The organism is Streptomyces sp. HUAS MG91 (genome assembly GCF_040529335.1).
Lineage (GTDB): Bacteria > Actinomycetota > Actinomycetes > Streptomycetales > Streptomycetaceae > Streptomyces > Streptomyces tabacisoli.
Map to the genome: position 1 here is coordinate 541,919 of NZ_CP159534.1, position 13,908 is coordinate 555,826.

The 13,908-nt window shown below is 69.8% G+C and carries 13 protein-coding genes and 1 pseudogene; 7 read left to right on the top strand and 7 right to left on the bottom strand.

Annotation, left to right across the window (positions count from 1 at the left end; all coding sequences use genetic code 11):
- Positions 1–6: 6 nt before the first annotated feature.
- Together ABII15_RS02615 and ABII15_RS02620 are read left to right on the top strand one after the other, a co-directional pair.
- Positions 7–414, top strand: coding sequence for a MerR family transcriptional regulator (locus tag ABII15_RS02615; protein WP_353940604.1), 408 nt, complete (start codon positions 7–9; stop codon positions 412–414).
- A gap of 558 nt (positions 415–972) precedes the next feature.
- Entirely contained in the window at positions 973–1,542 is a 570-nt protein-coding gene (locus tag ABII15_RS02620; protein WP_353940605.1) for an SMI1/KNR4 family protein, read from the top strand.
- Between the two features lie 66 nt (positions 1,543–1,608).
- Here ABII15_RS02620 and ABII15_RS02625 read toward each other — a convergent pair.
- A pseudogene (locus ABII15_RS02625) lies at positions 1,609–1,842 on the bottom strand (transposase family protein); the annotation flags it as partial.
- 440 nt (positions 1,843–2,282) lie between these two features.
- Between ABII15_RS02625 and dhaK the strand changes: the two are divergent.
- From dhaK to ABII15_RS02640, 3 genes are read left to right on the top strand one after another with little or no spacing between them, the layout of a single operon-like run.
- The gene (gene dhaK, locus ABII15_RS02630) at positions 2,283–3,275 is read left to right on the top strand and encodes a dihydroxyacetone kinase subunit DhaK (protein ID WP_353940606.1); all 993 of its coding nucleotides are present in this window, start codon (positions 2,283–2,285) and stop codon (positions 3,273–3,275) included.
- A gap of 47 nt (positions 3,276–3,322) precedes the next feature.
- Entirely contained in the window at positions 3,323–3,934 is a 612-nt protein-coding gene (gene dhaL, locus ABII15_RS02635; protein ID WP_353940607.1) for a dihydroxyacetone kinase subunit DhaL, read from the top strand.
- Positions 3,931–4,344 carry a PTS fructose transporter subunit IIA gene (locus ABII15_RS02640; RefSeq protein ID WP_353940608.1) on the top strand — a complete coding sequence of 138 codons (414 nt, stop codon included), beginning with the start codon at positions 3,931–3,933 and terminating at the stop codon, positions 4,342–4,344. The genes dhaL and ABII15_RS02640 overlap by 4 nt, the downstream gene beginning before the upstream one ends.
- Before the next feature lie 25 nt (positions 4,345–4,369).
- On the opposite strand, the gene ABII15_RS02645 is transcribed toward ABII15_RS02640, so the two are convergent.
- On the bottom strand, positions 4,370–5,089 hold the full coding sequence (locus tag ABII15_RS02645; protein WP_353940609.1) for a glycoside hydrolase family 75 protein: 720 nt from the start codon (positions 5,087–5,089) through the stop codon (positions 4,370–4,372).
- Positions 5,090–5,321: 232 nt separating this feature from the next.
- Here ABII15_RS02645 and ABII15_RS02650 point away from each other — a divergent pair, with 232 nt between their 5' ends.
- Together ABII15_RS02650 and ABII15_RS02655 are read left to right on the top strand one after the other, a co-directional pair.
- On the top strand, positions 5,322–6,314 hold the full coding sequence (locus ABII15_RS02650) for a fibronectin type III domain-containing protein (protein ID WP_353940610.1): 993 nt from the start codon (positions 5,322–5,324) through the stop codon (positions 6,312–6,314).
- Between the two features lie 161 nt (positions 6,315–6,475).
- Positions 6,476–6,967 carry a hypothetical protein gene (locus tag ABII15_RS02655; protein ID WP_353940611.1) on the top strand — a complete coding sequence of 164 codons (492 nt, stop codon included), beginning with the start codon at positions 6,476–6,478 and terminating at the stop codon, positions 6,965–6,967.
- Between the two features lie 59 nt (positions 6,968–7,026).
- On the opposite strand, the gene ABII15_RS02660 is transcribed toward ABII15_RS02655, so the two are convergent.
- From ABII15_RS02660 to ABII15_RS02680, 5 genes are all read right to left on the bottom strand, one after another.
- The gene (locus tag ABII15_RS02660) at positions 7,027–7,557 is read right to left on the bottom strand and encodes a PadR family transcriptional regulator (RefSeq protein WP_353940612.1); all 531 of its coding nucleotides are present in this window, start codon (positions 7,555–7,557) and stop codon (positions 7,027–7,029) included.
- Between the two features lie 98 nt (positions 7,558–7,655).
- Positions 7,656–9,671 (bottom strand): NADPH-dependent 2,4-dienoyl-CoA reductase, encoded by a 2,016-nt coding sequence (locus ABII15_RS02665; RefSeq protein WP_353940613.1) that lies wholly within the window; start codon positions 9,669–9,671, stop codon positions 7,656–7,658.
- A gap of 140 nt (positions 9,672–9,811) precedes the next feature.
- A complete protein-coding gene (locus ABII15_RS02670) occupies positions 9,812–10,324 on the bottom strand; it encodes a hypothetical protein (protein ID WP_353940614.1) in 513 nt (170 codons plus the stop codon).
- Between the two features lie 83 nt (positions 10,325–10,407).
- Positions 10,408–11,634, bottom strand: a complete 1,227-nt coding sequence (locus ABII15_RS02675; RefSeq protein WP_353946941.1) for a family 16 glycosylhydrolase — start codon at positions 11,632–11,634, stop codon at positions 10,408–10,410.
- A gap of 192 nt (positions 11,635–11,826) precedes the next feature.
- Positions 11,827–13,803, bottom strand: coding sequence for a discoidin domain-containing protein (locus ABII15_RS02680; protein ID WP_353940615.1), 1,977 nt, complete (start codon positions 13,801–13,803; stop codon positions 11,827–11,829).
- Positions 13,804–13,908: the final 105 nt, after the last annotated feature.

The following is a 13,908-nucleotide window of genomic DNA, read 5'->3' on the forward strand; positions in this document are numbered from 1 at the left end:
GACGCTATGGGTTCAGGTCGACGTGAAGGCAAGGCGCGCGTGGTGATGACGATCGGGGAAGTAGCCGCAGAGCTCGGCGTTGAGGCTCACGTACTGCGGCACTGGGAAGACGTTGGTGCCCTCACCGTGCGTCGCGATGGCAACGGCTACCGCATCTACGACGACAGCGCGCTGGAACAGGCACGTACCGTGTTGAAACTGCGACGCGTCGGGCTCTCATTGCCCGAGGTCACTGCCGCCATGTCCCCGAAGAAGTCGGCGGCACAGGCCGTCGTGAGGGCGAAGATCGCGGCACTCGAAGATGAAGTCGTCCACAGACAGCAGGCAATCACCTTCCTGCAACACACCGTAGAGTGCCGGCACCGATACCTCGACGACTGTCCGGACTGCGCGACCTTCGTCCGCGGAACTTAAGCCGCACTCCCGCTGGGATGGGCAGCACCGACGGTGCCCACGCCACCGTCATGAGGTCAGGTCCCGCAACAAGCCCCGAGCCCGCGCCCGGTCCGGTGCCGGTGGGATGCAGGTCGTGCCGGCGGTGCGGGTGTGACGGATGATCCCGTCCCGGGAGTGGCACCGGGCACACGTCGACAGTCCCCGGGCGCCGGCGACCCTGCGGGCGTGTCACCGCGCCGAGCGCTTGGAGGAAGCGGCCCGGATGGAGCTGCCGGAGGCGATGGGCCGGCTGCAGGCCATGAGCGCCAAGAAGAAGACCACGCAGCCGACACCACACACACCGGCAACTGGACACCCGCCGCCTAGACCCGCCGGGCGCAGTGGGTTGCCTGTGAATAGTCGCGGACGGTCACTTCGCTGACGGGCCGACCCTGCGCTTCGGGGCGGAAGATGATCGTGGCGAGGGAGGAACGCATGCTCGAAATACCATCCCTGCAAGGTTCTCCGGCCGGTACTTTCTCACATCCGCGGTGGCGTGTCCGGACGGAGACATCCCTGTAGAGAGGGCAGACGGCGATGAGTGTGGCTGAGAGTTGGTCGCGTGTGATGAGTCTTCTTCGGGAGCACGCGCCGGCCGATCACACGGATCTGCCAGGGCCCGCCACGGAGCAGACCCTCGCGGCAGCCGAGGAACGGATGGGGATCTTTCTGCATGGGGACCTGCGGACGTGGCTTTTGCAGAACAATTTGGATCTGCCGGAGGAAGACGTCGACGTCGAAGTGGCATGCTGCGGCTTCGACGGGTTCCCCGACGAGGGAAGCTTCTTTCTGGGCATCCGGGCGATGGAGAGGCTCTACGCGAACCGCTCCATGCCTGGTGGATTCGACCCTCCGGACCAGGTGGACGATCCGTTCTGGCGTAACGAGTGGATCCCGTTCCTGTCAGACCAGGACGGCTGGATGGGAAAATTCATCGATGTGCGGGACGGGCGCGTCGGTAGCTGGTTCGTGGGTGAGGCCACGATCACGGGCGAGTACGAATCGATGGCCCAGTATTTCGACTCCGTGGCGAAGAAGCTGACGAGGATCGCCGGTGGAAGCCACCCGGTCTGTCGGTTCGCCGAAGGTCGACTTGTTTGGTCGTGAAACGGTTCCCAACTGGATGACGGCCATTGCCAATCCGTCCTCACCCTGGAACGGCTATGAGACTCATCATCGTTGACGTTCCAGGGTGAGGACGGCTGCGGCGATGACGGTCATCCGGTTGGGGCTGCAGCGGGCCTGGCGGAGGATCTGCCAGGACTTGAGTCGCGCGATGCTTGGTTCGACCGGTGCTCGTGCCGCTGACAGGGCTCGGTTGATTGTCTGCTGAGTCGTGGGAAGCCGTCTGATGGGCGTGATCACCCAGAGGCCGGCCCCGATGTAGGCGCGGTCGGCGAGCACGGGAGAACGCCACCTGGATGTCGACGTCTTCGGCCGCGGCGGCTCACATCGGCGTCACCGCCACCCTCTACGCCCACGTCCGCCTGCGCCTCCAGCGCGACACCATCGTCTCCTTGTCCACAGCATTGTCGGTAGGCCCATCGTGCTCTCACAGATGTGTGCTCCAAGCCGTCACCATCAGGGAACCTCACGGCACGCCTCGCCGATCAAGGCCCGACAGGTGCTCCGCGCGTGACCTCCGCCGATACTGGCGTCAGACCGATGACAGCCGACCACGCCTTCCTGACGACCTGTCACCAAAGTCAGCATGAGGTCAGCATCAGTACCGCTCAACCCCGCCACAGCCCGCCCAGGAACGCCAAGATCAAGAACCATCCGAAACTAGTCCGCCCAGGCAATACACCGGCCAGAGCTTGAGCCGCTAACGTCACCCGGAGGTACCAGTGAGAATGTTGATCAATGTGGCCGAGACCGTCGTCGCCGACGCCCTGCGCGGGATGGCCTCGGCCCACCCCGATCTGGTCGTCGACGTCGAGAACCGGGTGATCCTGCGCCGGGACGCGCCGGTGGCCGGGCAGGTGGCGCTGGTGTCCGGCGGGGGTTCGGGGCACGAGCCGCTGCACGGCGGGTTCGTCGGGCCCGGGATGCTGTCGGCCGCCTGTCCCGGTGAGGTGTTCACCTCGCCGGTGCCGGACCAGATGGTGCGGGCGGCGGCCGCCGTGGACAGCGGCGCGGGCGTGCTGTTCATCGTGAAGAACTACACCGGTGACGTGCTCAACTTCGACATGGCCGCCGAGCTCGCCGAGGACGAGGGCATCCAGATCGCCAAGGTCCTGGTCAACGACGATGTCGCGGTGACCGACAGCCTGTACACCGCCGGACGGCGCGGCACCGGGGCCACCCTGTTCGTGGAGAAGATCGCGGGTGCCGCGGCCGAGGAGGGGCAGCCGCTGGAGCGGGTGGAGGCGGTGGCGCGGCAGGTCAATGAGCGGTCGCGGAGTTTCGGGGTCGCGCTCAGCGCGTGCAGCACCCCGGCCAAGGGCTCCCCCACCTTCGATCTGCCCTCCGGTGAGCTGGAGTTGGGGATCGGCATCCACGGTGAGCCGGGGCGTGAGCGGCGCCCGATGATGACCTCCGGGGAGATCGCGGACTTCGCCGTGAACGCCGTACTGGAGGACCTGAACCCGAGCAGCCCGGTCCTGGCGCTCGTCAACGGCATGGGCGCCACCCCGCTGCTCGAGCTGTACGGGTTCAACGCCGAGGTGCAGCGGGTGCTCGGCGAGCGCGGGGTATCGGTCGCGCGCACCCTCGTCGGCAACTACGTCACCTCCCTCGACATGGCCGGCGCCTCCGTCACGCTCTGCGAGATGGACGAGGAGCTGCTGCGGCTGTGGGACGCGCCGGTCAGCACGGCGGGGCTGCGCTGGGGCAGGTGACAGCCCGGCCCGACTTCGTCAACGTATCTACCAGGCAAGGAGATCAAGTGCTCGACGCCGACTTCTTCCGGCGCTGGATGTTCGCGACCACGGTGGCCGTGGACCACGAGGCGGCCCGGCTCACCGAACTCGACTCGGCGATCGGTGACGCCGACCACGGCAGCAATCTGCAGCGCGGTTTCGCCGCGGTCTCGCAGATCCTGGAGCAGGAGTCGCCGGACACACCGGGCGGCGTGCTCACCCTCGCGGGACGGCAGCTCATCTCCAAGGTGGGCGGGGCCTCCGGTCCGCTCTACGGGACGCTGCTGCGCCGCACCGGCAAGGCGCTCGGCGACGCGGCCGAGGTGAGCGAGGCCGACCTCGCGGCGGCGCTGCGGGCCGGGGTGGACGCGGTCGCGGCGCTCGGCGGAGCCGCGCCGGGCGACAAGACCATGCTCGACGCGCTGGTGCCGGCCGTGGACGCGCTCGACGGCGGAGACCTCGCGGCGGCCCGGACCGCGGCCGAGCACGGGGCGGAGGCGACGACCCCCTTGCAGGCGCGCAGGGGACGGGCCAGCTATCTGGGCCCGCGCAGCATCGGGCATCAGGATCCCGGTGCCACGTCGGCGGCGCTGCTGATCGGCGCGCTCGCCGAGACTGCCGAAGGGAGCGCCGCGTGACCGCCCCGGACAAGGCCGTCGGCATCGTGCTCGTCTCGCACAGCCGGGAGGTCGCCGAATCGGTGGCGCGGCTCGCGGCCGGACTCGCCGGGGGCGGCACCCTCGCGCCGGTGGCCGCGGCGGGCGGCACCGAGGACGGCGGGCTCGGCACCAGCTCCGAGCTGATCTCGGCGGCCGCGGCGTCGGTCGACCGGGGCGCGGGCGTCGCCGTCCTGGTCGACCTCGGCAGCGCGGTGCTCACTGTGAAGTCCCTGCTGGCGGAAGGGGACGAACTCCCCGACGGGACACGGCTCGTGGACGCCCCGTTCGTGGAGGGCGCGGTCGCCGCCGTCGTCTCCGCGTCGGCCGGTGCCGATCTGGACGCGGTGGTGGCCGCGGCCTCCGAGGCGTACACGTACCGCAAGGAGTGAGCGGGGGCCGTTTCGTGGCGGTCCGTCAGCGGGCCGCCACGAACTTCCTGGCCGCCGCCTGCCCCGCCGTCGCCGCCGCGCGACGGCTCTCGATGGGGCGGGCGGTCGTGCCGGGGAAGAGGATGTACGTGACCTCGTCGGCGGTGCCGCCGCGCACCGGGTCGGGATCGATGCCGAGGGCGCGGGCGGCCGCGTAGGAGGCCTCGCCGATGAGGTCGGCGGGGCCGGTGTCGCCGACGACCGCGTACAGCACCTTGCCGCGGTGGACGAGCGCGGCGACCGTGCCGCCCCGGATGCCGGAGCGCGCGGGGTTCCAGATGCGGCTCGCGCCCGGCACGACCACGTAGGGAAGTCGCTCGGCGCTCAGCTGCCGTCCGTCGGACTGCTGGTACGCGGTCGTGTTCAGGAACAGCGGATCGGTGCGGCGGTTGCAGCGGCGGCCCGGGCGTCCGTCGCAGTCGACGTCGAGATCGGCCTTCCAGTACACGGCGCCGCGCCGTCCGCACACCGGGATGTTCGCGCGGGCCCCGTCGTCGCTGCGGTAACGGCCGCGCGAGATCTGCGGGCAGCCGCGCACGGCGGCGAGCAGGGCGGTGGCGCGCACGTCGCCCTCGCCGGCGCCGGACTGCGGGGTCGCGTCCGGTTTCTGAGGGGTGCTCGGCTGGGCGGACGCCGGGGGCAGGGCGGCCGGAGCGAGAAGAGCGGCGCCGCACACGGCGGCGAGGGCCAGGAATCGAGGGTGCACGCACAAGCCTTCGGTCGGGGACAGAGAACAGAAGCGGACGTCGGGGACCGGCCGGGACGGCCGGGGGACATACCCGTCCAATGTGGGATGACCGCGGCGGCCCGTCCACCGCACGGGGGCCGGACGGGCCCGTCTCCCTCCCGATGGAGCGGCGCACCCCTCTTGATGAGCACCCGTCACCCATGCCATACAGGTCTGTACCAATTCGGTCCCGCCGAGCGGAAGGCATCCCGTGCGACGTGTCCCCCCACGCCCCCTGCTCCCCCAAGCGGCCTGCGTCACCGCCCTGTTGACGGTCCTCTCCGGCTGCGGGCTGCTGTCGTCCGGCGACGACACGGGCGGCCCCGCCCTCTCGGAGCCGCTCGGTGTCACCGCCCAGGCGGGCAGCGCCACCTCCGTGCACGTCATGTGGAACCGGCCGGCGAGCACCGCCGCCGTCGAGGGCTACGAGGTCTACCGGGGCGAGGTACGGGTGAAACGGCTGTCCGCCACCCAGCAGATGGTCGACGTCACCGGACTGCGGCCGCGCACCCGGTACGTGTTCACCGTGCGGGCCCGCGACAAGGACGGGGAGCCGGGTCCGGCGAGCCGGCGGGTCACCGTGACGACCCCGGCCGCCGTCGCCGCGGACCGCTCCGCGCCGAGCAGGCCCACCGGTCTGCGCGGGGAGGCGGACGGCGCGCGCTCGGTGTCGCTGTCGTGGCGGAAGTCGCACGACGACAAGGGCGTCGTCTCGTACGACGTCTACCAGGGCACGACGAAGATCCACAGTGTGCCGGGGACGCGGACCGAGGCGCTGCTGACCGGGATGCGGCCGGGCACCGCGTACGCCTTCTCCGTACGGGCACGGGACGCCGCCGACAACACCTCCCCCGCGAGCGGGACGGTGCGGCTGACGACCGCGCGGGGCGAGGACGAGGGAGCCGACACCGCACCCGCCGACTTCCGGGCGGCCGTACGGCGCTCCGACGGCGCCTCGTACATCGATCTCACCTGGACGGCGCCGCAGACCGGCGGTGACGTTCCGGCGTACCAGGTGTACCTGGACGGCAAGCAGGCCACGACCGTGGTGTGGGGGGACAGCGCGCCCGAGGGCGCCGCGAAGTACAGCTTCTACATCGGGGAGGAGAGCGGTGCGCGGCACCGGGTGAAGATCCGGGCGCAGTTGCCGGACGGCACCTGGGGCGCGTTCTCGCCGGAGCGGACGGTGACCGGCCGTCAGTAGGCGCGGCTGGGCCGGACGACGGAACGTGTCACCTGCCCGGCCCCGGTCCGCATGCGCCCGCCCCGGCGGGGACTTTGGCTGAGCGTCAGGCAGCACGGGCTTTGCCGACTCGGGCGGGGCACGGGACGTACCGCCTCCCGTGCCGCCGGAGGACAGGGACCATGCGCATCACGTCGACCATCGCCCGCTCCGGGCTCACCGTCGCGGCCGCGGCCGCGCTGCCGCTGGCGTCGGCCGCCCCCATGGCGCACGCCGCCGGGGTCTCGGTCACCGCCGACGGCTCCACGGTGACGGCCACCACCACGGCCTGCACGAACGGCGGCAACGGTTCGCTCCTGGCCGCCGGCCAGGCCGACTTCGCCCAGGGCCGGCAGGCGGCACTGACCTCGGGGAGCGCCGCCTGGACCGGTGTCGCCTCCGGTACGTACACGGTCGTGGTCGTGTGCGCGGACCACTCGACGGCGGGCACCCAGTCGGTGACCGTCTCGGCGAGCCCGACGATCTCGGCGACGTCGAGCCCGCTGGGCGGCGTACGAGGTGGTCTCGGCGGCGCGTCCGAGGACTACGGCACGCTGACGTACGCCGCGGGCGGCACCATGGTGGCGGCCGCCGTGGCCGGTGGCGTCTGGTACCTGCGGCGGCGCCGCGCCTGAGCACATGCGACAGGGCCGCCGTCCGGAGTCCGGGCGGCGGCCCTGTCGTGCGCCCGGACTCACTCGCCGAGGTCGCTCAGCGTGCGTTCGAGCCAGCGCACCCAGAACTTCTCCAGGTCGATCCCGGCCCGCAGCACCGCGTGCTGCAGCCGGTCCGCCTCGGAGTCCTTCCCCGGGGGGAAGTCCCGCCGGTCGATCTCCTCGTAGGTGGCCAACTGCCGCCGGTGCAGGTCGAGATGACGGTGGAGTTCGGCGTCGACACCGGCCGTTCCGATCACCGCCGCGGAGCGCAGCCGCAGCAGCAGGGGGTCGCGCATCGGCTTGGGGTCCTGGGGCGCGGCCGTCCAGCGCGCCAGTTCGGCCCGGCCGTCCGGCAGGACCTCGTACTCCTTCTTCTGGCCGCGCGCCGGGACCTGGGCGGGCAGGGCGCGGATCAGGCCGTCGCGTTCCAGCTTGCCCAGCTCGCGGTAGATCTGCTGGTGCGTCGCCGACCAGAAGTAGCCGATGGACCGGTCGAACCTGCGGGTCAGTTCGAGGCCGGACGACGGCTTCTCCAGGAGGGCCGTGAGGATCGCGTGCGGCAGTGACATGGCGTAAGCCTAGAGGGGGTCTCTCGGGCGAAGGGGTGGTCACGCGGCCGGCGGGCCCGGCCACGTGACCACCCGGCTCAGAGGGTGGAGCGGGTGGTTCAGAGGGCGGCGGCGACCTCGGTGCCCTGCTTGATGGCGCGCTTGGCGTCCAGTTCGGCGGCGACGTCGGCGCCGCCGATGAGGTGCGGGGTGCGTCCGGCGGCCACGAGGTCGTCGTACAGGGTGCGCAGCGGCTCCTGGCCCGCGCAGAGCACGACCGTGTCGACGGGGATCAGGGTCCGCTCGCCGTCGAAGGTGATGTGCAGGCCGGCGTCGTCGATCAGGTCGTAGGTGGCGCCCGCGATCATCGTGACGCCGCGGTGGCGCAGCTCGGTGCGGTGGATCCAGCCGGTGGTCTTGCCCAGGCCCGCGCCGACCTTGGAGGTCTTGCGCTGGATGAGGTGGACCTGGCGCGGCGGGGCGGGCCGCTCGGGCTTCGCGAGGCCGCCGCGGTCGGCGTAGTCCATGTCGACGCCCCACAGGCGGAAGTACGTGGCCGGGTCCTGGCTCGCCCGCTCGCCACCGTCGGTGAGGTACTCGGCGACGTCGAAGCCGATGCCGCCCGCGCCGATGACGGCCACGCGGTCGCCGACGGGTGCTCCCCGGCGCAGGACGTCGAGGTAGCCGACGACGCTGGGGTGGTCGACGCCGTCGATGACGGGGGTGCGCGGGCGGACACCGGTGGCGACGACCACGTCGTCGTACCCGTCGAGGTCGTCGGCGCCGACCCGGGTGCCAAGCCGTACGTCGACGCCGTGCAGGTCGAGCTGCGTACGGAAGTAGCGCAGCGTCTCGTCGAACTCCTCCTTGCCCGGGACCTTGCGGGCGACGTTGAGCTGACCGCCGATCTCGGCCGCGGCGTCGAACAGGGTCACGTCGTGTCCGCGCTCGGCGGCCGAGACCGCGCAGGCGAGGCCTGCCGGACCCGCGCCGACGACGGCGACGCGCTTCTTCGTCCGGGTGGGGAGGAGGACGAGTTCGGTCTCGTGGCAGGCGCGCGGGTTGACGAGGCAGGAGGTGATCTTGCCGCTGAAGGTGTGGTCGAGGCAGGCCTGGTTGCAGCCGATGCAGGTGTTGATGGTGTCGGAGCGGTCGGCGGCGGCCTTGTTCACGAAGTCCGGGTCGGCGAGCATCGGGCGAGCCAGCGAGACCATGTCGGCGGCGCCGTGGGCGAGCAACTCCTCGGCCAGTTCCGGGGTGTTGATGCGGTTCGTGGTGACGAGCGGGACGGACACCGCGCCCATCAGCTTCTTGGTGACCCAGGTGTACGCGCCGCGCGGCACGGAGGTCGCGATGGTCGGGATGCGGGCCTCGTGCCAGCCGATGCCGGTGTTGATGATGGTGGCGCCGGCCGCCTCGATCTCCTTGGCGAGCCGCACGACCTCGTCGTGGGTCGAGCCGCCGGGGACGAGGTCCAGCATGGAGAGCCGGTAGATGAGGATGAAGTCGTCGCCGACGCGCTCGCGGACCCGCTTCACGATCTCGACGGGGAAGCGGACGCGGTTCTCGTAGCTGCCGCCCCAGCGGTCGGTGCGCTGATTGGTGTGGGCGACGATGAACTCGTTGATGAGGTAGCCCTCGGAGCCCATGATCTCGACGCCGTCGTATCCGGCGGACTTGGCGAGTTCGGCGGCGCGCGCGAAGTCCTCGATGGTCTGCTCGACCTCGGCGTCGCTCAGCTCGTTGGGGACGAAGGGGCTGATGGGGGCCTGGATCGGGCTCGGCGCGACCAGGTCCTCGTGGTAGGCGTAGCGGCCGAAGTGCAGGATCTGCATGGCGATCCTGCCGCCCGCGGCATGCACCGCGTCAGTGACCTCGCGGTGCTGGGCGGCCTCCGCCTCGGTGGTCAGCTTGGCGCCGCCGGCCCACGGGCGGCCCGCCTCGTTCGGGGCGATGCCGCCCGTCACCATCAGGCCGACACCGCCCCGGGCACGGGTCGCGTAGAACTCGGCCATCCGCGCGAAGCCGTTCTCCGCCTCCTCCAGGCCCACGTGCATCGAGCCCATCAGGACCCGGTTGGGCAGGGTGGTGAAGCCCAGGTCTAGCGGGGCGAGAAGGTGGGGGTAACGGCTCATGGGGCCCTCCGTGCGCGGCGAACGTCGTAACTGTTCTAGACGACGCCGGCCCGGTTATGCAACAAGTTGCAGAAGAGAGGTACGCCACGCCACGGACCTGAGGCGGATGCCGGTGACATCGGCGATCAAGTGGTGCCACCTCAGGACGCGAACAGAGCGACAGCCAGAAGGAACAGCGACAGACCAGGTCCCAGATATTCAGGCAGCCCGGTGGTCACCGCTCGAGATCTGGCTGCGTCGGGGTCGACCGACGCCTGCTCCATTCTCAGTTCCAGCTCCCTCACAAAGGAATCCCTGGACTTCTTTCCCAGAATTCCCGCATCGAAAGCAACCACGGGCAGGTTTCCGCGTTCACCGCTCACCTCGAGCAGAATGGAACGAATTCCCAGTATCTTCTTTATTCGACTGTAAGGAATGACGTGGCGAGTGAAGATATTGTTCACGCAGATACTGGAATCCATGAGTTCGACATAAGGATTCAGATGCAGGCGCCAGACGATGTACAGCATGACAGGAAGAGGCGCCAGAAACCCTGGGAAATCGCGCCACGAAAATTCATCCTGCGAGCCCTGCAAAAGAAATTCAAATCCGAGCAGGACCACACATGCGCTTGCGGCGACTATCACTTTGCCGCGCTTGCGCACCCGTCTCATGGGTGACCTTTCTGTATTCGTGAAGGCCCCCGTCGCGCACTCATGGAGAATGAGCGCACGACAGGGGCTCCGGAGGATCAGGGTCAGCCCACCGTCCATTTCTGGTTGGCGCCGCCCGAGCAGGTCCAGATCTGGAGTCGGGTGCCGTTGGCCGAGTTGTTGCCGGTCACGTCGAGGCATTTGTTCGCCTGCGGATTGACGATGTCCCTCGCGGAACTGACCGTCCACTTCTGCGCGGCGGTGCCGTTGCAGTCGTAGAGCTGGACCGGCGTGCCGTCGGCGGTGCCGCCGCTGTTCACGTCGAGGCATTTGCCCAGGGCGCGGATGGTGCCGTCGGAGCCTACGGTCCACTGCTGCGCGGCGGTGCCGTTGCAGTCGTAGAGCTGGACCGGCGTGCCGTTGGCGGGGTTGGCGGCGGCAACGTCCACGCACTTACCGGCGAGACCCCGGATCGCGCCGCCGGTGGGAGCGGGCGTGTCGCTCGTGGTCACCGACACCGAGTCGACCACCAGTTGGGCGGGGAAGGCCGTGGAGCTGTTGGGATCACCCGGCCAGTAGCCGCCGACGGCCAGGTTGAGGATAAGGAAGAACGGCTTGTTGAACGCCCAGGTCTTGCCACTCACGTCGGCAGGCGTACGCGTCTGGTAGACCACTCCGTCGACCGACCACTTGATCGAGTTGGGCGCCCAGTCGACCGCGAAGGTGTGGAAGGCGTCGGCGAATGCCTGACCACCCGGCAGCGAGTAGCCGGCTCCTACGCCCGCCGAGCCGGAGTAGCCGGGCCCGTGAATGGTGCCGTGGACGGTGGACGGCTCAAAGCCCACGTTCTCCATCACGTCGATCTCACCCGAGTTGGGCCAGCCGACCGATCCGATGTCGGTACCGAGCATCCAGAACGCGGGCCACATGCCCTGTCCGCGCGGGATCTTCATGCGGGCTTCGACGTGCCCGTACTGGGCGCTGAACTTTCCCGACGTGTTCAGTCGTGCCGAGGTGTACTGGCATGTGCCGTACCAGCACTGATAGTTGGCCGGATTCTCCTTCTTCGCCGTGATCACCAGATGACCCTGACCGTCCAGGGCCGCGTTGTTCGTGCCGGACGTGTAGTACTGGCGCTCGTGGTTGTTGACGTTGTCTCCGGTCTCCAGCGTCCATTTCGACGAGTTGACCGCACTGCCGGCGGCACCGTCGAAGGTGTCGGAGAACGTCACGGCAGCGGCGGCGTCCGAAGGCCCCGCGTGGGCCACGCCCGTGGCCGCGGAAGTGACGAGAACGACGGATAAGGCACCGAGCAGGGATCTGCGGAGCAAGTGGAGGGGTCTCACGTCTCAGTCCTTCCTGGGCGGTCGGGCACGAGTGGGCCGACCGAGGTGGAGGTGAAGGCGTTTCACTTGTTGATTTAAGAAGTGAAGGAAGTGAGCGTCAAGATGCTGGTACGGACCAACTGACGGCCCCAGATGCCGACGCGGTTTCTCCGTAAGGCCGTTGGACCGGCGAGGTCCTCAGGCGGCGTACACGCGGAACTCGGAGATCTGCCCGGCCGGCCAACCGGTGTTGGCGGTGAAGACGAGCCGCAGATGGCGCGCGCTCGCCCCGCTGGGCAGGGTCAGCGTGACGGTGTTGCCGCTCGCCGGATTGAACGTGCAGGCTGCGGCGGACCGCAGCGTGCTGAACGAAGCACCGTCGGCACTGCCCTGCACGGCGATGGTCTGGGTGCGGGTGGCCCAGGCGTCGGCCGGGGGCAGGGTCAGGACGACACGGCCGACCTGGGTGGCGGCGCCGAGGTCGACCTGGAGCCACTGAGGGAACGCGCCGTTGGTGCTCTCCCAGTACGTGCCCGGGTTGCCGTCGACGGCGTTGGCCGAACCGTAGGTCTGAGTGTGGCCGCTCTCGGTGGTCGGGCGGTTCAGGGCCAGGTTGTCGGAGGCGGGCCCGGTGATCGTGGTCGCGGTGACGCGGTTCGAGGGCTGTGAGACGTTCCCCGCGGCGTCCAGTGCCTGCGCGTCGAAGGTGTAGGACGTGGCGGCGGTGAGTCCGGACACCGTGAACGAGGTGGCGTTCGCGTCCGCGGTGCCGACCGGGATCGCGGTGCTGCCGGTGATCCGGCGGACCCGGTAGCTCGTCACGCCGACGTTGTCGGTGGACGCGGTCCACGCCAGTGCCACGGTGGTCGCGGTCACCCCGGTGGCCCGGACGTTCCCGGGGGCGGTCGGCGCCGCCGTGTCGCCGTTGTCGACCCTGGGCGGGGTGGGGCGGGTCGCCGTGAGCGCGATCTGGCCCTTGAGCATTCTGCCGCCGTCGCCGGTGAGGCGAAGGTAGTAGTCGGAGGAGCAGGCGGTCCCGTCCTCGTCGAGGGCGAGGAAGCCCGACCCGGCCGGCACCCAGGCCTGGGATTCGGCGGTCTTCGCGATCTGGTTGCCCTCGTTGTACTCGTCGAACATCGAGATGTAGACGCTCGGCACCCCGGCGCGGCCCATGTTGTAGAACTGTCGCCACATGAAGTCGCCGTGAGCGCGCTGCCGGTCCCCCACACCGCCGGGCAGCACGCACGGCTGGTAGTCGATGCCGTGCGCGGAGCACTCGGCGAGGTCGGGCACCGTCGCCACGTTGTAGAAGTTGTCGGCGTCCGCGAGGGTGCCGATGCGGCCGACCATCCATGGCGAGAGCATGTCGAACGCACGGTAGACACCGGTGAAGCCGGGACGGGAGTCGCGGTCGCCGGTCCGCCACCAGGTCGGCACCCCGCCGATCACGTAACAGCCCTGCGCCTTGAACCAGTTGACGACGTCCAGGCACACGTCCGGGGCGAAGGGGCGCTGGGCGTCGTTGAAGCCGAAGCCCCACAGGCACACGGCCGGTTTGCCGTTCTGCCGGGCGTAGGCGGACGACGCCGTGTGAGCCCGCATCTTGTTCGTCCAGTCGGCCTTGATGTCCGTCTGCATGGTCGTCCAGTCGGAGACGTCGTACATCACGTAGAACTTGACGCCCTGCGACTCGGCGGCGCTGCGCACCTTGGCGGCCATCGCGTCGCGGGTCGGCCCTTCGCCTCCCGTGGGGTTGAAGCGCTGGAGTGCCGCGGTGTCGATGCCGTACTGCTTCATCCAGCGGAAGTGCACATCCACGGTCGACTGGTCGTAGGAGGAGAACAGCGCGGCGTGCTGTCCGTTGCCGAGATCACCGAAGGCGGTGCGGTAGGTGGCCGGGTAGTCCCGTACATCGGGCCAGGCCACGATGGCCTTGTTGGTCGCCGACGGTGTCTGGCCCCAGTTCTGCGCCCAGTGCCACCAGCCGTTGATCGGAGCGCCGTCCCCGGCGCACGCGAACCATCCCTGGTAGCCCACGGTGACCTTCCCGACCACATCGCCGGGCTGGCTCGCGGCGGCGGCCGGGGCCGCGAGGGGGATCTGCCCCAGCCCGACGGCTCCGGCGACTCCCGCCGTGGTGACGGCTTGCAGGAGAGTGCGACGTGAGACGGTCATCCAGTTCTCCTTCACGGACGCATCGCCGCTCCACAGCCGGACAGGGGTCGTCGGCCGTGGTGTCCGCGACGAGAGGGTGGCAGACGGGAGCGTATTGACGTGAAC